Origin of the sequence: Mycobacterium sp. E787, from assembly GCF_001668725.1 — a bacterium.
GTDB lineage: Bacteria > Actinomycetota > Actinomycetes > Mycobacteriales > Mycobacteriaceae > Mycobacterium.
Genome location: NZ_LZKL01000017.1, coordinates 1 through 17,791, shown reverse-complemented (window position 1 = coordinate 17,791; position 17,791 = coordinate 1). Strand labels below are relative to the sequence as shown.

Here is a 17,791-nt window from a genome sequence, read left to right as displayed (position 1 = left end):
GCACCCGAATTTTCTAGGCGCCGTTATTCGGGCCGCCCGAGTTCTGGCCGGGGATGTCGGTGATCGGGAAGTTGGGCATCGGCCTGGGCGACGACGTGTTCGGCAAGGCGGGGATCTCGCCGGCCGGAATGTCGTGCAGCTGGTTGGCGGGCGGTCCGTTTTCGCGGCCGCCGTAGGTGCTGCCGGGCGCCCGCGGCCCCAACAGCTCGCTGACGGTCACCAGGCGGTAGCCGTTGGCCTTGAGCACCGGGATGAACTGGTACACCAGGTCGACGGTGCTCGAGTAGGTGTCATGGAACAAGACCACCGACCCCGGCTTGATGTACGTCATCAGCATGTAGCGCGTGGCGGCCGTGTTGGAGTCGTTGATCCAGTCGAAAGGGATGACGTCCCAGAGTATTTCGGCCAGCCCGAACTTGCCCGCGGTCTGGCGCACGAGGTCGTCGGACAGCCCGCCGGCGGGACGCCACAGCGACGGGGCCCGCCCGGTGGCGGCGGTGATCGCGTCGTTGGCCCTGGAGAACTGGCCGGCGATGTCCTCGGGCGGAATCGTGGTCATGTTGGGGTGTTCCCAGGTGTGATTGCCGAATTCCATGCCGGCGTCGGCGACGCGCTTGGCGCCCGCCGGGTTGGCGGCGACCTTGTTGCCGATCAGAAAGAACGTGGCCTTGGCGTCGGCGTCCTTCAGGACTTGCAGGAGCCGGTCGGTGTACGGGCCCGGTCCGTCGTCGAACGTGAACGCGACGCACTTGACCACCGAGCAGCTGAGGTTGTCGGCGCGGGTCACGTGGCCGGTCAGGCCGCCGATCACCAGCACCGCGGCGGCCGCGACGACGCCCAAAACGGTCCGCCAGTACCGCCAGGCCTGGCTGTCGGGTCGTTTCGGCACCCAAGAAGCCTACCCGGCCATGGGTGCGCGGCCGGGGGGTTGACCGTGTAACCAGGGCTTTCAGTGTGTATACAAGGCGCGATTTGCGCGATTTTCCCGCCCTGGCCGCACACCCAAAGCCCTGGACTCACACTCAGTGCGGCCCGGCGATCTCCTCGAGCATCTCGGTGACCAGCGCGGCGATCGGCGACCGCTCGCTGCGCAGCAGGGTGATGTGGGCGAACAGCGGATGGCCCTTCAGCTTCTCGATCACCGCCGCGACCCCGTCGTGGCGCCCGACGCGCAGGTTGTCGCGCTGGGCGATGTCGTGGGTCAGCACCACCCGCGACCCGGTGCCCAACCTGGACAGCACGGTCAGCAGCACATTGCGCTCCAGCGACTGCGCCTCGTCGACGATCACGAACGAGTCGTGCAGCGACCGGCCCCGGATGTGGGTCAGCGGCAGCACCTCGAGCATCCCCCGCGACAGGACCTCCTCGAGCACCGCCGGGCTGGCCAGCCCCTCGAGGGTGTCGAAGACCGCCTGCGCCCACGGGCCCATCTTTTCGCTCTCGCTGCCGGGCAGGTACCCCAGCTCCTGGCCGCCGACGGCATACAGCGGGCGGAACACCACCACCTTGCGCTGGGTGCGCCGTTCGAGCACCGCCTCGAGACCCGCGCACAGCGCCAGCGCCGACTTGCCGGTGCCGGCCTTGCCGCCCAGCGACACGATGCCCACCGACTCGTCCAGCAGCAGGTCGAGCGCCACGCGCTGTTCGGCGGAACGGCCCCGCAACCCGAACACCTCGCGGTCGCCGCGGACCAGCTGCACGCGCTTGGCGGCGGTAACCCGGCCCAGCGCGTGCGAACTGCCCCCCAGCAACCGAATTCCCGTGTGGCAGGGCAGGTCCCGCGCCTCGGCGAGATCGATCTCGCCGTCGGCGAACAGCGCGTCGATGTCCTCGGCGGCCGTCTCGACCTCGTGCATCCCCGACCAGCCGGACACCACCACATCCTGCGCGTGGTATTCGTCGGCGGACAGGCCCACCGCGGCGGCCTTGACGCGCAGCGGAATGTCCTTGCTGACCAACGTGACTCGCTTGCCCTCGGCGGCGAGGTTGGCGGCGCAGCTCAGGATCCGGGAGTCGTTGCTGTCGGTGCGAAAGCCCGCGGGCAGCACCGACGGGTCGGTGTGGTTCAGCTCGACGTGCAGCGAACCACCTTGTGCGCCAACGGGAATCGGCTGATCCAGCCGTCCGTGCTCGAGTCGCAGATCATCGAACAGGCGCAAGGCCTGACGGGCGAACCAGCCCAGTTCGTGGTGGTGGCGTTTGGCCTCCAGTTCGCTGATCACCACGAGCGGCACCACCACCTCGTGTTCGGCGAACCGGCTGCACGCCCACGGATCGGACAGCAGCACGGAGGTGTCGAGCACATAGGTCCGGATTTCGGTCACGAAGCGCTCCTCGAGCGGGTAAGCCCGCGCGGACCCGCACAGGCATGTCGGCGGGAGCCGCAGCACCAGGACCGGGGCCGGTCCTGCCACTAGTGTCACCGTGGTGACGGGAGGTGCCGCCCTGGCAGCAGAGCATGTCGCTGGCCATCGGAAACGACGCTACTCTCGTGGCCGCTCGGCCGCCGGGCAGGCGCGCCGAGACCGACACGGCGACACCAAAAACCGGCCGCGGGCGGCGGCCGGTTTGGGTGACGTTCGGATTAACCGATGACGAATTGCTTGAGCGCGGGCTCGCCGGCCACACCCCATGCGGTGATGCGGTCGGAGATCGCCTGCTTCAGGTCCTCGGGCGTGAAGGTGCCCGCGTCGGCGACGGCGCGCACCTTGTCCCGGTAGTCATCGATGTCGGCGCCGGGGACCTGAAGATCCGCCGCCCGCGCGGCGATCGCCGCGATCGTCTCGTCCCGGGTGTAGGTGAGGCAGTGTGCGACGAGGCTGGCGAACATGTGCTCGTGGCGCTCCTCGTCCCTGCGGATCCGGTCGACGAGCCCGGCCAGCACCGGCTCTTCGATCTGGGCGGCCAGGTTGCGGCAGAACACCGCGTGGGTGCGCTCGGTGAAGGCCATGTAGACGAGGGTCTCCACCTGGCTGTAGGTGTCGGCGCGATAGCCCTTCATCACGTACCGGACGCGGGCCTCTTCGTTGGCCGTGGGGTCCACCTCGCGGGTCACCACCAGATATTCGCGCAACGCGATGGCGTGCAGGTGCTCCTCGGCGGTCCACCGGCCGAGCCAGCGGCCCCACCACTCCTCGAGGATGAAGTGCTCGACGAGCTCGCGGTGATGGCCGGCGAGGTTGTCCTTGAGCAGCAGCAGGATCTCGCACGCGTCCGTGATGGTCCGCGGCAGCGTCGCCTGGGACGGGTCCCAGTCGCGTCCGCCCAGGAAGGCGAAGTTCTCGCCCTGGTCGAACGGGACGTAATCGTGGGCGAACCAGAGTTCCTCGGTGTTGAGGTGGTTGTCCATGAGCCGCTCGACAACCGGCTCCAGTTCGAGGGTCAGCGCGTTAGGAACAGGTTTCTGTGCCATGCGGTTACTGTAACTCGGAGGTACAGGTTCTGTGAAATGGTTGGCGCGTGTCGACGCCGATTGGTGACTTTGGTCCCTAATCGGCCGAACGGTCGACCAGCGTCCAGGTCTCCAGCCCCTCGTAGAGCGGGAAGTCCCTGGCCAGCCGCGTCACCCGCTGCCGCAGCGCCGGCACGTCCGCGGACGTGCCGGCCGCCAGCGCGGTGGCGATGATGTCGGCCACCTCGGTGAACTCGGCGTCCCCGAAACCGCGGGTGGCCAGCGCGGGCGTGCCCACCCGCAGGCCGGACGTCACCATCGGCGGCCGCGGGTCGTTCGGGACGGCGTTGCGGTTGACGGTGATGCCGACCTCGTGCAGCAGGTCCTCGGCCGCCTTGCCGTTCAGCGGCGAGTCGCGCAGGTCCACCAGCACCAGGTGCACGTCGGTGCCGCCGCTGACCACGGACACGCCGGCCTTGGCCACGTCGGCGGCCAGCAGCCGGTCCGCCACGATGCGCGCCCCGGACAGCGTGCGCTGCTGGCGGTCGGCGAACTCGGGGGTGGTGGCGATCTTGAGCGCGACGGCCTTGCCCGCGATGACGTGCATCAGCGGACCGCCCTGCTGGCCCGGGAACACCGCCGAATTGATGGCCTTCGCGTACTCCTGCTTGCCCAGGATCATGCCGGATCGGGCGCCGCCGAGCGTCTTGTGCACGGTCGTGGACACGACGTCGGCGTGCGGCACCGGCGACGGGTGCAGGCCCACGGCGACCAGCCCGGCGAAGTGCGCCATGTCCACCCACAACTTGGCGTCGACCTCGTCGGCGATCGAGGCGAACGCGGCGAAGTCGAGGATCCGCGGGTAGGCCGACCAGCCGGCGATGATCACCTTGGGGCGGAACTCGAGCGCCCTGGCCCGCACCGCGTCCATGTCGACCAGGTGGGTCGTCGGGTCGACGCCGTAAAACCCGGCGTTGTACAGCTTTCCGGAGAAGTTCAGCTTCATGCCGTGGGTGAGGTGGCCGCCGTTGGCCAGGTCCAGGCCGAGCAGGTGCTCCCCGGGAGACATCAGCGCGTGCAGCACCGCGGCGTTGGCCTGGGCGCCCGAATGTGGCTGGACGTTGGCGAACTCGGCGCCGAACAGGGCCTTGGCCCGGTCGCGGGCGATGTTCTCCACGACGTCGACGTGCTCGCAGCCGCCGTAGTAGCGCCGGCCCGGCAGGCCCTCGGCGTACTTGTTGGTCAGCACGCTGCCCTGGGCCTGCAGCACCGAGCGCGGCACGAAGTTCTCCGACGCGATCATCTCCAGGGTGTCCCGTTGCCGGCTCAGCTCCTTGTCGAGCAGCTCGGCGATGTCGGGGTCGACCTCGGCGAGCGGGGCCGACATCACGGACGCGGTGGGTCGGGCATCAGGTGCGGCAGTCACGGGCGCCAGTCTATCCAGCACGGTTTTGGCCAGCCCAGCCGTCGGGCGCGCGTCCGCCCCTGCAACACTTGGCACCATGCCGCGGCTTAGCGAGCCGAGCCCGTATGTGGAGTTCGACCGGAAGCAATGGCGTGCGCTTCGTATGTCGACGCCGCTGGCCCTCACCGAAGAGGAACTGGTCGGGCTGCGCGGTCTCGGTGAGCAGATCGACCTGCTGGAGGTCGAAGAGGTGTACCTGCCGCTGGCCCGGCTCATCCACCTTCAGGTCGCCGCGCGCCAGCGGCTGTTCGCCGCCACCGCAGAATTCCTCGGCGAGCCGCAGCAAAACCCGGACCGGCCGGTGCCGTTCATCATCGGCGTCGCCGGCAGCGTGGCGGTCGGCAAGTCGACGACGGCCCGCGTGCTGCAGGCGCTGTTGGCCCGCTGGGACCACCACCCCCGGGTGGACCTGGTCACCACCGACGGCTTCCTGTACCCCAACGCCGAGTTGGACCGGCGAAACCTGATGCACCGCAAGGGTTTTCCGGAGAGCTACAACCGCCGGGCGTTGATGCGGTTCGTGACGTCGGTCAAATCGGGTTCCGACTACGCGTGCGCGCCGGTGTACTCGCATTTGAAGTACGACATCATCCCGGGGGCCAAGCATGTCGTGCGCCATCCCGACATCCTGATCCTCGAGGGCCTCAACGTCCTGCAGACCGGTCCGACCCTGATGGTGTCCGACCTGTTCGACTTCTCGCTGTACGTGGACGCCCGGATCGAGGACATCGAGCAGTGGTACGTCTCGCGGTTCTTGTCGTTGCGCGGCACCGCCTTCGCCGATCCGGAATCGCACTTCCACCACTACTCGGCCCTCAACGACACCAAGGCCGTCGCCGCCGCCCGCGAGATCTGGCGGTCTATCAACCGGCCGAACCTGGTCGAGAACATCCTGCCCACCCGCCCCCGCGCCACGCTGGTCCTGCGCAAGGACGCCGATCACTCCATCAACCGGCTCCGGTTGCGCAAGCTGTAGCGCGGGGGCGGGCAAGGAGCTACGCCGCGAGGCGACGCACTCCCAGGTACTGCAGCCACGCGAACGCGGCGGTCAGCACGCCGGTGGCCAGCGTCGCCGCGACACCCGTCGCGGTCATCGGCAGGCCCTCGGCCGCCGCGATCGCGGCGAGGGTGAAGACGACGTTGGCCGCGACGACCCCGATTCCGACACCGCGCAGGTTCGGCGCCGCCGCGAGGCTGAACACCGCGACGCCGTAGAGGACGAACAAGGCGCCCAGGGCGAACTCCTGGCCCGAGGTCAGGCCGGTCAGCGACGAGATCGGGTCCGCGAAGAAGGCGACGGCCAGGCCGCACAAGCCCGTGAGGGTCGCGTCGGCGCGCATGACGAAACGCAGCAGCGAGTCGGTCGAGTCATACAGGGGTCGGGTGGGGAGACCAGAAACTGCGGTCATGGAATTACTCCTAGCGATGGCGGAAGGGTCGAACAGGTTTGAGCGTGCCGCCAGAGCACTGCCAGATCGACTCGTGGCGCTGCCAACTGCTGCCACGGGTACAACGACCAGGGAGTTCGTCGCGCTATTCCCGTCTGCGCCGAATCAAAACCAAATGTGTCCCGAAACGTGGGGTCGGTGGCGCGATCGGTCGCCGCGGCATCAGACCGCGACGGCCTCCACGACGCTGAACGGAGACACCGTCTCCACCACCCGATTCAGGTGAAACCCGGCGCTGTCGAGCAGCCGACCGTATTCGTCCGCGGTGCGCTCACGCGACGTGGCGCTGACGAACATTTCCAGGTCCAGCCACTTGCCCGCGAACTCGCGGTTGTGTTCGGGGATCACGAGTTCGACCAGCAGCAGGTGCTTGCCGGCGTCCGCCGACGCCCGCACGTTGGACAGGATGCGCACCGCCTGCTCGTCGGGCCAGTCGTGTATCACGTTCTTCAGCACGTACGCGTCGCCGCCGGCCGGTATGTCGTCGTCGAAGAAGGATCCTTCGGCGATCCGCACCCGGTCCAACACCCGGTGTTTGCGAAGTTCGGCCGGCGCCTCGGCGACGACGTGGGGCTGGTCGAAGAGCACTCCGCGCGCGTGCGGTGCGGCGGTCAGCATCGCCGCCAGCAGTCGGCCGCGGCCGCCCCCGACGTCGACGATGGTGCCATAGGGGGTGAAGTCGTAGGCGGCGACGAGCGGTGCGATCGAGATTTCGGACACTCCGGTCATGGCCTGGTTGAAGATGTCCTGTAGTTCCGGCTGGCCGGCCAGGAACTCGAAGAGGGATTGGCCCCGCGCCTCGCAGGCGACGCACTCGCCGTGTCGGAGGCTTTCGCTGAGGTGACTCCAATGCTCACGATTCTCGGCCGAACCGAGCCACCTGGCCCACGCCGCGAGGGACACCTCGGCGTCACTGCGCAGCGGTTGCGCCAGCCGGGTGAGGTCGTAGCGGCCGTCGCGACGCTGGCGGAAGATCCCGCGCGAGATGAGGGCCCGCATCAGCCGGGCCAACGCGTCGCGGTCCGCGCCCACCGCCGCCGCGAGGTCCTCCGCCGACAGCGGCCCGCTCGCCAGCGCATCGGCGATCCCGAGGTCGGCAGCGGCCGTAATCGCCTGGGAGACCCAGGCGTTCATGACCATTTCCATCAGCGCGGCGGGCGCGGGGAAGGTCCGGGCGTGCAGCCGGCCGAGGTGATGCCGGACCACCTCGATCGCCCGGACGACCTTTGCCGGCGGAATCTTCGATGCAGCCATTGATGCCCCTTGCGTCGGATCTTCGTCCGCGAGCGTAACCCGCCGCGGCGTTACGCCGGTCGCGTCAGGCTGACCCCGCGCAGATCGGCGGCGATCAGGCGCGCCGCGGCGTTTTGCCAGTTGTGCAACGAACGCTGCGGGACCTCGGTGACCAGCCACTGCCAGGCCTGCCGGGCGGTCGGATCCAGCCCGGCGGCGGTGGCGTTCTGCGCGTACGCGCGGACGCCGACGACGTAGGGGAAGTACAGGGAGTTGTAGTAGCGCCACTCCTCGGTGGTGCCGAAATCGCCGGCGTTGCGGGGTTTCAGCCGCGCGATACCGTCGGCGAGGACAGCCTTGAGCTCGTTGGCCCGCTCCAGCGGGTGATCGGGCGCGCCCCGCGCGGCCAGCCGGTCGTCGATCACCGGCAGCGCGGTCAGCGGGCTGGCGACCAGCTTGGTCAGGTCGGCGTAGTGGCCCAGCGCGCGGCGGGTGAGCCTGGCGAAGGTGTCGTCGTCGACGTCCCGAAGGTCGCCGAGCGGATCGGGCGAGCGCAGCGGCAACGCCGCCCCCGTGTGCCGCAGGGCGGCCCGGTCGGCCCGCAGGGCGGGCGACTTCGAGAACGCCAGCCGGTCCAGCAACCCGGCCAGCGGATCGGCCAGCACCTGCACGGTGATCGCGATCGTCAGCGTGGTGAACAGCAAGGCCGTCAGCACGAGCTGCGTCGCGGGCTGGTGCCGGGTCAGCGCCAACCCGATCAGCGCCTGCCCGCCGAACAGCGTGGCCACGGCCGAACAGCCGGCGAACGAGCGCAGCATGTCGGCGCGCAGTGCCTGGCCCTCGTCGAAGGCGTCCCACAGGGCCACCGCCACGCCGAGCGCCAGGACGTCGAACCCCGTCGACGCCAGGGCCAGCCAGCTGGGCACCAGACCGAGCGGGATGATCAGGATGGCGTTGGCCAGGGCGAAGAACAGGGTCGCCATCACGACCACACCGGCGACCGGTGTCGGCTGGGCATGCCGGCGCACCGCTACGACCATCGCCCCAAGCGTCGACATCGAGATCACCGCCATCATCAGCAGGTGGCCCGGCCGCAGCGGACCCTCGACGCTGCCGGCCATCGCCGCCCCGACCAGCGTGAGCGCACCGACACCGCCGACGAGCAACAACTCCCCCGTGCGTGCCCGCCAGTGGTCGCCCGGCCGGGACAGCTCGACCAACACCGCGAACCACGCCACGCTGGGCACGGCGGCCAGGTAGATCTCCAGGCCGCCGAGCGCCGCGAGGCGCGGGGCGTCGACCGAGCGCACCGCGTCCAGCGCCACCACCACCGCGAAGCCACACAACCCCGCCGCCGCCAGCGCCAGCACCGGCTTACGCGGGTCGCGGGCCAGCAGGTACAACCCCAGCCATCCGCTCAGCGTGAACACCACAGCCGACAGCGCAGCCATGAATCCAGTGTGGCATGTGGCCGGATTCGTGCCGACCCGCTGCTACCGGCTACGCCGGCTTAGGTTCGCCGAGCGTGATCTGACGGCGCGAGAATCGAGAAAATCGCGCCATCAGAGCACGTTCGGCGCAGATAGGAAAGGGCTTGCGATCGGCACCGGCTACTTGCCGTACCTACGGTGTCGCTGGCTGTAGTCGCGCAGCGCCCGCAGGAAATCGACGCGCCGGAAGGCGGGCCAGTGCGCCTCCGTGAACCACATCTCCGAGTAGGCGCTCTGCCACAGCAGAAATCCCGACAACCGCTGCTCCCCCGAGGTCCGGATGACCAGGTCGGGGTCGGGTTGCCCTGAGGTGTACAGGTTTTCGGAGATGCCGTCGACGGTCACCGCCTCGATGAGTTCCTCGGCGGTGGCGCCGTTGGCGAGTTCCTTGCTCAGCAGCGCCCGTACCGCGTCGACGATCTCGCGACGGCCGCCGTAGCCGACCGCGACGTTGACGTGGAACTGGGCCACGGCCGGTGTGGACTCGACCGCATCGCGCACCCGGCGGGCCTGCTCCTCGCCGATCAGCCCGAGGTCACCGACGGTCCGCACGCTCCAGCGGTTGGCCGGTGCGCAGATCTCCTCCACCACGTCGGTGATGATCTCGATCAGCCCGGCCAGCTCGTCGGGATCGCGCTGCAGGTTTTCGGTGGACAGCAGGTACACGGTCGTCATCTCGATGCCGGCCTCCTGGCACCACCGCAGCATTTCGGCGATCTTGACGGCGCCCATCCGGTAGCCATAGCTGACGTCGTCGTAGCCCGCATTGCGCGCCCAGCGCCGATTCCCGTCGCACAGCACCGCGATGTGGCGCGGAAGTTCGGACTTGGAGGCCGCCAGACCCTGCCGCAGCCGCAGCTCGTAGACGCGGTACAACGGCTCCTTGAGCCGCGGCGGGATGATCTCCACGAAGCTCCACACTACTGTGAGCGGCGTCAAATTCCGGGGTGGATTCGCGGCGAACCACCGCACGTCCGACAGCGTGTCACGGTCGTTCGCGGCTACTGTTGATTGTTAACGGCCAAGGCGAGGCAACAGGAGACATGAGCAGCAGAACCAGCACGTCCCCCAACGCGGAGCCAGAGGCGCTCGCACCCGGCAATCCCGTCGAACAACTCGTCGAGGGTGCCGCGCAGACCGTGTCGAAGCCGCGCATGCGCGGTTGGATCCACTTCTACTCGGCGTGGCTGGCGGTCGTCTGCGGCGCGAGCCTGGTGTCGGTGTCGTGGGCGGTGGCGTCCACCCGTGCGGGGCTGACGACGTTCGCCTACGCCCTGGCCACGGTGGCGATGTTCGGCGTCAGCGCCACCTACCACCGGGTCACCTGGAAATCCGCGAAGAGCCGGAACCTGATGAAGCGGCTCGACCATTCGATGATCTTCCTGTTCATCGCCGGCAGCTACACGCCGTTCGCGATGCTGGCCATGCCGCCCGCGGACGGGCGCCTGGTGATGTGGATCGTGTGGGGCGGCGCGCTGGCCGGCATCGCGTTGAAGGTGTGCTGGCCGTCGGCGCCGCGCTGGGTGGGCGTGCCGCTCTACCTGCTATTGGGCTGGGTGGCGGTCTGGTACGCGCCGACGATCATCCACGTCGCCGGGGTGGCGGCGATGGTGCTGCTCGCCGTCGGCGGCGCGTTCTACAGCATCGGCGGCCTGCTCTACGGGCTGCGCTGGCCGGACCCGTGGCCGAAGACGTTCGGCTATCACGAGTTCTTCCACGCCTTCACCGTGGTCGCGGCGATCCTGCACTACATCGCCATGTGGCTCGCGGTCTTCTACGTCGGCCACCCGGCCTGACGGGCTACAGCTGCGTCACGTCGGCCGACGACCAGTAGGCCTTCATGGCGGTGACCTTGCCGCGGTCGTCGAAGACCATCACGTCGATCGGCTCGATCACCATCCGGTGCTCGCCCGCGGTCACCGTCAGGCGGAACTGGAAGGCCGCCTCGTTGCCGGCCACCCGCAGGGTCACCAGCTCGCATTCGCGCTGCACGTCGCTGACTGCGGCGTAGAAACCGCGGATCGCCCGGCGCCCGATGTGCACCTCGCCCCCGACCGGGTCCTCGACGGTCGCGTCGTCGGCGTACAGCTCGACGATGTCGTCGGCGCTGCCCTTGGCGACCAGCTCGATGTAACGGTTGACGGTCTCGGTGATCGCTTGGACCCTGTCCGTGGGATTCGGCATGGGACGCAGGGTAACCGCCGGGCTACGGTCGCGAAACCCCCAGGGCGGCCGCCAGTTCGGCCGTCCCGGTGACCGGCAGATCGCACACCCGGCCGCGGCAGACATAGGCGGCGTCGGCGCCACCCACCCGGTCCCGGCCGGCCAGCAGCACCGACGAGCCCACCGCGCCGCCGACCACGATCGCCCCGCCGGGGGCCAGCCGGCGCGCGTCGGCCAGCAGCTCCGACCGCTCGCCTGTTGAAGGGTCGCAGGCGACGGCGATCTGCAGCGGTCCCCGCACCGCGGCTTCCGCGACGGCCAGCCAGTGCCCGGCCGAACGCGGCGCGCGCTCCAGCAGCACGGAGTGCGCGGCCAGCGAGTCGGACGCCGCCCGCAGGTAGCGCTCGGCGGGTTCGCCGTCGACCAGGTGCGCCGCCGTCAGCAGCGCCTCGGTCACCGACGACGCGCCCGACGGCGTCGCACCGTCGAGGGGGTCCGCGGGCCGCAACATCAACCGCTCGGCATCGTCGGCGGTGTCGAACCACCGACCGGGTCGCTGCGGGTCGGCGAAGTGCCGCAGCGCGGTGTCCAGCAGGCCGGTCGCCGCGGTCAGCCAGACCTCTTCAGCCGTCAGCTGGTGCAGCGCGAGCAGCCCCGTGGCGAGCATCGCGTAATCCTCGAGGATGCCTGGGCTGTCGCCGACTACCCCGCCCAGGCTGGCGCGCCGCAGCCGGCCCTCGACGAGGTGGGTGTCCAGCAGCGCCGACGCGCACCGCCTTGCGGCCGTGGTTAGTTCAGAGGCCAGCTCGGGATCCTCCAGCGCCACACTCGCCTCGGCCAGCGCGGTGATCGCCAGCCCGTTCCACGACGTGACGACCTTGTCGTCGCGTCCCGGCTGGGCCCGGTTCAGGCGAGCGGCCAGCAGCGCGGCCCGGACGCGTTCGGCCCGTTGCAGATCGTCGGGGTCGGCGGGCAACTGCAGCACCGAGCTGCCGTGTTCGAACGTGCCGGACGGGGTGACCGCGAAAACCTTTGCGGCCCAACGACCGTCGTCGACCCCGAGCACCTCGGTCAGCTGTGCCGGCGTCCACACGTAGGTCGCGCCCTCGCGGCCCTCGGTGTCCGCGTCCAGCGACGAGACGAACATGTCACCGTCGGTGAGCTCGTCGAGCAGGAACCGCGCGGTCTGGGCGGCGACGCGGCGAGACAGCGGCTCTGAAGTGCGCCGGGCCCAGTGCGCGTAAACCCGCAGCAGCAGCGCGTTGTCGTACAGCATCTTCTCGAAATGCGGTACCACCCAAGCGTTGTCGACGCTGTACCGGGCGAAGCCGCCCGCAAGCTGGTCGTAGATGCCGCCGCGGGCCATCGCGGTGCCGGTGCGCGCGACCGCCTCCAGCGCCGCCGCCGATCCGGTGCGCTCGTGGTTGCGCAGCAACGCCTCCAGGAGCGCCGACGGCGGGAACTTGGGGGCGCCGCCGAACCCGCCGCGGACCGTGTCCTGGTCGCGCAGCACCGACGCGACGGCGTGGTCACACAGCCCCGGCGCCACGTCCGGGCCGCCGGGCAGCCCGGCAACCATGTTGCGCAGCTCACCTGCGATGCGGTCCGACGCCTCCTCGACCTCCGCGCGGCGGTCCCGCCAGGTGGCGGATACCGCCGAAAGAAGCTGCAGAAGGCCATCTTTCGGGTAGTAAGTGCCACAGAAGAACGGGCGGCCGTCGGGCGTCAGGAAACAGGTCATCGGCCAGCCGCCCTGCCCGGTGAGCGCGACGGTGGCGTTCATGTAGACCGCGTCGAGGTCGGGCCGCTCCTCGCGGTCGACCTTGATGCAGACGAATCCCGCGTTCATCACCGCGGCCACCTCGTCGTCCTCGAACGATTCGTGGGCCATGACGTGGCACCAGTGGCAGGCGGCGTAGCCGATGGAGAGCAGGATCGGCACGTCGCGCGCGGCCGCGTCGGCCAGCGCTTGCGGCGTCCACTGCCGCCAGTGCACCGGGTTGTCGGCGTGCTGGCGCAAATAGGGGCTGGTGGCCAGCCCGAGGGTGTTCGTTCCGGCGGAGTCAGCCGGGCTCATCGCCGGAACCTGGTCCCCCCGCGGGATGGTCGGGCCGCCCGGGCTCCTTACCGACCGTGTCGGTGCCCTCGTCGGCCGCCTGATCGGGTTCGGGATGTTCGGGGTCGAACGTTTTCGGCACCTTCTTCAGCTGCCGATTCATCGAGCGCAGCAGGAACAGGGTGGCGATCAGCAGCAGCACCACGACCAGCAGGCCCACCGGGCTGGCCTTGCCGAAGTCGGGCCCGTGATTGTGCGGTCCGTCCGCGATCAACCCGACCAGGTAGTGATTCACCCGTCGTCCTCGATTCCGGCGAACAGGTCGTCCTCGGGCAGTCTGACCGGCACGCGGGAGCGCGCCAGCTCGAATTCCTCTGTGGGCCAAAGCCTTTGCTGCCATTCGATGGGTGCCGCGAAGAACTCGGCGTTGGGGTCGATCTGGGTGGCGTGCGCGCGCAGGGCGTCGTCGCGCTGGCTGAAGTACGCCGAGCACTCGACCCGCGTCGTCACCCGGGACTCGAACGGGTCGTGCTCGGGATCCCAGTGCTTGAGCCACTTCTGGAACGGGCCGTCTTGGCCGCGCTTGACGAACTCGTCGTGCAGCAGCTGCATCCGCGCCCGCAGGAAGCCGTGGTTGTAATACAGCTTGGACACCGTCCACGGCTCGCCGGCGTCCGGGAAGCGGGCGTAGTCGCCGGCCGCCTCGAAGGCGCCGACCGAAACCTGATGGCAGCGAATGTGGTCGGGGTGCGGATAGCCGCCGTTCTCGTCGTAGGTGGTGATCACGTGCGGCCGGAACTCGCGGACCACGCGCACCAGCGCCTCGACCGATTCCTCCAGCGGCACCAGCGCGAAGCAGCCGTCGGGCAGCGGGGGCGGCGGGTCGCCGGTGGGCAACCCGGAGTCGATGAAACCCAGCCAGGTGTGCTCCACGCCGAGGATCTCGGCGGCCTTCGCCATCTCGTCCCGGCGGATTTCGGCCATGTGTTCCACCACGTCGGGCAGGTCCATCGCGGGGTTGAGAATGTCGCCGCGCTCGCCGCCGGTCAGCGTCACCACCAACACGCGGTGACCCTCGTCGGCGTAGCGGGCGAGGGTGGCCGCACCCTTGCTGGACTCGTCGTCAGGGTGTGCGTGGACCGCCATCAACCGCAGTTCGCTCACGTGCCCCCTTACAAGTTGTCCGAGTCGGTTCGCTGGTCGCCCCTGCAGGGCTACAAGAGCTAGAAGCGACCTTATAATTCCAGTTTCGATCGTTGCATCCTGTCGGCCGGCGTCCGACAGCCCACAGTGCAGGCATACCCAGGCATGACCGAAACTCCCCCGTCGCGCCCCGAGGCCCGCTACGGCCGGTCGCGGCTGTCGCGCGTCCCGCGCCGTCGCGTGGTCATCGGGCTGGCCGTGCTGGCGGTCGCGGCGGGCCTCGTCGTCGCGTTCGTCGGCTACCGGCGGCTGGGCACCAGCGACGTCGCGGGCACGCTGGCCGGTTACCAGGTGATCGACGACGAGACGGCGTCGGTAACGATCAGCGTGACGCGATCCGACCCGTCCCGGCCGGTGGACTGCATCGTGCGGGTGAGGGCCAAGGACGGCAGCGAGACCGGCCGACGGGAAGTGCTGGTATCCCCCTCCGATGCGGCCACGGTGCAGGTGACGACGACGGTGAAATCGTTCCGGCCGCCGGTGATGGCCGACATCTACGGCTGCGGCGCCGACGTGCCGGCCTACCTGCGGCCGTCCTGACCGCCGCCGACCGCACAGTGAAGGTTGAACAGTGAATATCGGGTCATCAATTGTTTGCGCGGTGGTAACATGGGTGAATGCACGGTTCCTGCTGGGACCGTGTATTGCTGCATTAATGGCCGTGAGGACGGGAAGCGGCGGTAGCCCCAAGCAGCGGGGTTCACAGGCTTACGCGACTACGCGGAACGACAATACGAGGAGCACGACAAGATGACGGATACTCAGGTGACCTGGCTGACTCAGGAGTCACATGACCGACTGAAGGCCGAGCTCGACCAGTTGATCGCGAACCGCCCGATCATCGCCGCGGAAATCAACGACCGCCGCGAGGAGGGCGACCTGCGCGAGAACGGCGGCTACCACGCCGCCCGCGAAGAGCAGGGCCAGCAGGAGGCCCGCATCCGGCAACTGCAGGACCTGCTCAACAACGCCAAGGTCGGCGAAGCGCCCAAGCAGTCCGGCGTCGCACTGCCCGGTTCGGTGGTCAAGGTCTACTACAACGGCGACAAGTCCGACAGCGAGACCTTCCTGATCGCCACCCGGCAGGAGGGCGTCAACGACGGCAAGCTCGAGGTGTACTCGCCCAATTCACCGCTTGGCGGCGCCCTGATCGACGCCAAGGTGGGCGAGACCCGCAGCTACACCGTGCCCAACGGCAACACCGTCGAGGTCACGCTTGTCAGCGCGGAGCCCTACCACTCCTGATCTACTGCGAGCAGACGCAAAAGCCCCCTGGCGCCTGGCGTGTCGGGAGCTTTTGCGTCTGGTGGGCCTACTAGCTCAGCGCCTGTTCCAGGTCGGCCAGCAGATCGGCGGCGTCCTCGATGCCCACGGAGAGCCGCACCAGGTCGCCGGGCACTTCCAGCTGTGAGCCGGCCGTCGAGGCGTGGGTCATGGCGCTGGGCTGCTCGATCAGCGACTCGACCCCGCCCAGCGATTCGGCCAGGATGAACAACTCGGTGCGGGCGCACAGCTCCTCGGCGGCGGGCCGGCCGCCCCGCATGCGCACCGAGACCATCCCGCCGAAGTCGCGCATCTGCCTTGCGGCGACCCGGTGCCCGGGGTGGTCGGGCAGGCCCGGGTACAGCACCGCGCCCACCGCGGGGTGCCCGGCGAGGAATTCGGCTACGGCCGAGGCGTTTTCGCTGTGCCGCTGCATCCGCAGCACCAGCGTCTTCAGGCCGCGCATCGTCAGGTAGGCGTCGAACGGGCCCGGCACCGCGCCGGCGCTGTTCTGCAGGAAGGCGAAGGCGTCGTCCAGCTCCTGGTCGTTGGTGATCAGCGCGCCGCCCACCACGTCGGAGTGGCCGCCGATGTATTTGGTGGTCGAGTGCAGCACGACGTCGGCGCCCAGCGTCAACGGCTGCTGCAACGCCGGGGAGGCGAAGGTGTTGTCCACCAGCACCTTCGCAGAGCTCCCGCGGCCGATTTCCGAGATGGCCGCGATGTCGACGATGGTCAGTAACGGATTGGTCGGCGTTTCCACCCACACCAGTCGGGTCTGCGGGGTGATCGCGGCGCGCACGGCCGCCAGATCGGACAGCGCCACCGGCGTGTAGGTGACGTTCCACCTGGTGAACACCTTGTCGATCAGCCGGAACGTGCCGCCGTAGGCGTCATTGGGGATGACGACGTGGTCGCCGGGCCGCAGCATCGCCCGCAGCGCGCAGTCGGTGGCGGCCATCCCGGAACCGAACGCGCGCCCGAAGGCGCCCTGTTCGACGGCCGCCAGCGAGGCCTCGAGCGCGTCCCGGGTCGGGTTGCCGGTGCGGGCGTATTCGAACCCGCCGCGCAGACCGCCGACGCCGTCTTGGGCGAACGTGCTGCTTGCGTAGATCGGGGTGTTCACCGCTCCCGTCGCCGGATCGGGCCGATACCCGGCGTGAATGGCTGTGGTGGCCAGCCCCCGGAACCGGTGCTGCCCGCTGCCGTCCTCGCTCATCGACGAATAGCCTAGTGACAGCCCCCGCCCGGGATGAAAATCGGTGGCCGGGTAGTCCGAGGTGTCCGCGCGCACGACCCCGCTTGGAAAAACCCGAGGAGACCACCATGCCCGCCGACAGCGCCACCGCGACGGAACTGTCCCTTTCCGACCGCTGCGCGACCTACACCGCCGAATAGGCCAGCGCCGCGGCGCACCGACCGATGCGCTCGGTTCCGAACGGCGGATGGGCTCCGCGTGATGCCCGGCCGTTCGGCGCCGTTCAGGCCTGTTCGATCGGCAGGCACACCGTCGTCATGATCTTGTCCGCCAACGTTTGCCGTTTGGCGTCCCAGAGCGGAAACAGGTAACCGATGTAGCAGATGACCTGGTCGACGAAGTGCGCGAGCTGGCGCACGACCGACATCCCGAAACCGATCGGCTGGCCGGTGACCTCGCTGACCACCTTGAACTTCATCACCGACTTGCCGATGCTCGAGCCGGTGGTGCCCTGGCGGTAGCCGTAGTTCCACACCAGGTAGGCGATCGCCAGCAGGACGGTCAGCCAATACACCAGCATGCCGAGGCCGCTGGGCTGGCTGACGCAGTACTGGTTGACGCTGTACTGGTTGACGTCGCTGACGCACGACTGCTGCGTGGTCAGGCCCTGCACGAGGACGCCGATGCCGACCAGGACCGCGGCCGGGATGTTGTCGATGAGGAAGGCCAGCACCCTGGTGACCCACGGCGTGTAGGACTCCGTCGGCAGGGCGCGGATCGCCGGCCCGGGTGGGGGCGGCGCGTAGCCGCCGGACGACGGGGGCGGCGCGCTGATCACCAACGACCAGGAGCTGGACGACGCCTTCGCCTTCCTGCAGAAC

18 protein-coding genes are annotated in these 17,791 nt (G+C 69.2%); 4 read left to right on the top strand and 14 right to left on the bottom strand.

The features are described 5' to 3' along the window. Positions 1–13 precede the first annotated feature (13 nt). The 4 genes from A5705_RS03425 to glyA form a co-directional block, all read right to left on the bottom strand. Positions 14–889, bottom strand: coding sequence for a polysaccharide deacetylase family protein (locus tag A5705_RS03425; protein ID WP_067871918.1), 876 nt, complete (start codon positions 887–889; stop codon positions 14–16). A gap of 133 nt (positions 890–1,022) precedes the next feature. Continuing rightward, entirely contained in the window at positions 1,023–2,324 is a 1,302-nt protein-coding gene (locus tag A5705_RS03420) for a PhoH family protein (protein WP_068275487.1), read from the bottom strand. Positions 2,325–2,584: 260 nt separating this feature from the next. Further along, positions 2,585–3,412 carry an acyl-ACP desaturase gene (locus A5705_RS03415; protein ID WP_068275460.1) on the bottom strand — a complete coding sequence of 276 codons (828 nt, stop codon included), beginning with the start codon at positions 3,410–3,412 and terminating at the stop codon, positions 2,585–2,587. A 76-nt stretch (positions 3,413–3,488) separates the two neighbouring features. Continuing rightward, positions 3,489–4,778, bottom strand: a complete 1,290-nt coding sequence (gene glyA, locus A5705_RS03410; RefSeq protein ID WP_068275456.1) for a serine hydroxymethyltransferase — start codon at positions 4,776–4,778, stop codon at positions 3,489–3,491. A 115-nt stretch (positions 4,779–4,893) separates the two neighbouring features. On the opposite strand from glyA, the gene coaA reads away from it, so the two are divergent. Next, on the top strand, positions 4,894–5,832 hold the full coding sequence (coaA, locus tag A5705_RS03405; RefSeq protein WP_067871909.1) for a type I pantothenate kinase: 939 nt from the start codon (positions 4,894–4,896) through the stop codon (positions 5,830–5,832). Positions 5,833–5,851: 19 nt separating this feature from the next. Here coaA and A5705_RS03400 read toward each other — a convergent pair whose 3' ends face one another. From A5705_RS03400 to A5705_RS03385, 4 genes are all read right to left on the bottom strand, one after another. After that, a complete protein-coding gene (locus A5705_RS03400; RefSeq protein ID WP_067871906.1) occupies positions 5,852–6,265 on the bottom strand; it encodes a hypothetical protein in 414 nt (137 codons plus the stop codon). Between the two features lie 201 nt (positions 6,266–6,466). Next, a complete protein-coding gene (locus A5705_RS03395) occupies positions 6,467–7,558 on the bottom strand; it encodes a methyltransferase (protein ID WP_067871903.1) in 1,092 nt (363 codons plus the stop codon). Positions 7,559–7,608: 50 nt separating this feature from the next. Continuing rightward, on the bottom strand, positions 7,609–8,988 hold the full coding sequence (locus tag A5705_RS03390) for a hypothetical protein (RefSeq protein ID WP_067871900.1): 1,380 nt from the start codon (positions 8,986–8,988) through the stop codon (positions 7,609–7,611). Between the two features lie 159 nt (positions 8,989–9,147). Next, entirely contained in the window at positions 9,148–9,936 is a 789-nt protein-coding gene (locus tag A5705_RS03385) for a (2Z,6E)-farnesyl diphosphate synthase (RefSeq protein ID WP_068275486.1), read from the bottom strand. A gap of 134 nt (positions 9,937–10,070) precedes the next feature. Between A5705_RS03385 and A5705_RS03380 the strand changes: the two genes are divergently transcribed. Further along, entirely contained in the window at positions 10,071–10,823 is a 753-nt protein-coding gene (locus tag A5705_RS03380; RefSeq protein WP_067871898.1) for a hemolysin III family protein, read from the top strand. A 4-nt stretch (positions 10,824–10,827) separates the two neighbouring features. On the opposite strand, the gene A5705_RS03375 is transcribed toward A5705_RS03380, so the two are convergent. From A5705_RS03375 to mca, 4 genes are read right to left on the bottom strand one after another with little or no spacing between them, the layout of a single operon-like run. Then, positions 10,828–11,211, bottom strand: a complete 384-nt coding sequence (locus A5705_RS03375) for a nuclear transport factor 2 family protein (RefSeq protein ID WP_067871895.1) — start codon at positions 11,209–11,211, stop codon at positions 10,828–10,830. Positions 11,212–11,233: 22 nt separating this feature from the next. Beyond that, positions 11,234–13,267 (bottom strand): thioredoxin domain-containing protein, encoded by a 2,034-nt coding sequence (locus A5705_RS03370; RefSeq protein ID WP_068275453.1) that lies wholly within the window; start codon positions 13,265–13,267, stop codon positions 11,234–11,236. Then, positions 13,254–13,541, bottom strand: coding sequence for a hypothetical protein (locus tag A5705_RS03365; protein WP_067871891.1), 288 nt, complete (start codon positions 13,539–13,541; stop codon positions 13,254–13,256). The genes A5705_RS03370 and A5705_RS03365 overlap by 14 nt, the downstream gene beginning before the upstream one ends. Then, the gene (mca, locus tag A5705_RS03360; RefSeq protein ID WP_067871888.1) at positions 13,538–14,410 is read right to left on the bottom strand and encodes a mycothiol conjugate amidase Mca; all 873 of its coding nucleotides are present in this window, start codon (positions 14,408–14,410) and stop codon (positions 13,538–13,540) included. Before mca ends, A5705_RS03365 begins: the two co-directional genes overlap by 4 nt. 144 nt (positions 14,411–14,554) lie before the next feature. Here mca and A5705_RS03355 point away from each other — a divergent pair, with 144 nt between their 5' ends. After that, on the top strand, positions 14,555–14,989 hold the full coding sequence (locus A5705_RS03355; RefSeq protein ID WP_067871885.1) for a DUF4307 domain-containing protein: 435 nt from the start codon (positions 14,555–14,557) through the stop codon (positions 14,987–14,989). A 210-nt stretch (positions 14,990–15,199) separates the two neighbouring features. Then, positions 15,200–15,694 (top strand): transcription elongation factor GreA, encoded by a 495-nt coding sequence (greA, locus tag A5705_RS03350; RefSeq protein WP_067871882.1) that lies wholly within the window; start codon positions 15,200–15,202, stop codon positions 15,692–15,694. A gap of 70 nt (positions 15,695–15,764) precedes the next feature. Here the strand turns inward: greA and A5705_RS03345 are convergent, their stop codons facing one another. Then, entirely contained in the window at positions 15,765–16,931 is a 1,167-nt protein-coding gene (locus A5705_RS03345; RefSeq protein WP_067871878.1) for a cystathionine gamma-synthase, read from the bottom strand. 262 nt (positions 16,932–17,193) lie between these two features. After that, a partial coding sequence (locus tag A5705_RS03340; protein WP_068275449.1) for an RDD family protein occupies positions 17,194–17,791 on the bottom strand: 598 nt, incomplete at its 5' end.

Excerpts from the sequence above, each read along its gene's own strand:
- glyA (WP_068275456.1), bottom strand. The coding sequence starts at position 4,778 with ATGTCGGCCCCGCTCGCCGAGGTCGACCCCGACATCGCCGAGCTGCTC.
- A5705_RS03395 (WP_067871903.1), bottom strand. The coding sequence starts at position 7,558 with ATGGCTGCATCGAAGATTCCGCCGGCAAAGGTCGTCCGGGCGATCGAG.
- coaA (WP_067871909.1), top strand. The coding sequence starts at position 4,894 with ATGCCGCGGCTTAGCGAGCCGAGCCCGTATGTGGAGTTCGACCGGAAG.
- A5705_RS03370 (WP_068275453.1), bottom strand. The coding sequence starts at position 13,267 with ATGAGCCCGGCTGACTCCGCCGGAACGAACACCCTCGGGCTGGCCACC.
- A5705_RS03355 (WP_067871885.1), top strand. The coding sequence starts at position 14,555 with ATGACCGAAACTCCCCCGTCGCGCCCCGAGGCCCGCTACGGCCGGTCG.
- A5705_RS03375 (WP_067871895.1), bottom strand. The coding sequence starts at position 11,211 with ATGCCGAATCCCACGGACAGGGTCCAAGCGATCACCGAGACCGTCAAC.
- A5705_RS03345 (WP_067871878.1), bottom strand. The coding sequence starts at position 16,931 with ATGAGCGAGGACGGCAGCGGGCAGCACCGGTTCCGGGGGCTGGCCACC.
- A5705_RS03400 (WP_067871906.1), bottom strand. The coding sequence starts at position 6,265 with ATGACCGCAGTTTCTGGTCTCCCCACCCGACCCCTGTATGACTCGACC.
- A5705_RS03380 (WP_067871898.1), top strand. The coding sequence starts at position 10,071 with ATGAGCAGCAGAACCAGCACGTCCCCCAACGCGGAGCCAGAGGCGCTC.
- greA (WP_067871882.1), top strand. The coding sequence starts at position 15,200 with ATGACGGATACTCAGGTGACCTGGCTGACTCAGGAGTCACATGACCGA.
- A5705_RS03390 (WP_067871900.1), bottom strand. The coding sequence starts at position 8,988 with ATGGCTGCGCTGTCGGCTGTGGTGTTCACGCTGAGCGGATGGCTGGGG.
- A5705_RS03415 (WP_068275460.1), bottom strand. The coding sequence starts at position 3,412 with ATGGCACAGAAACCTGTTCCTAACGCGCTGACCCTCGAACTGGAGCCG.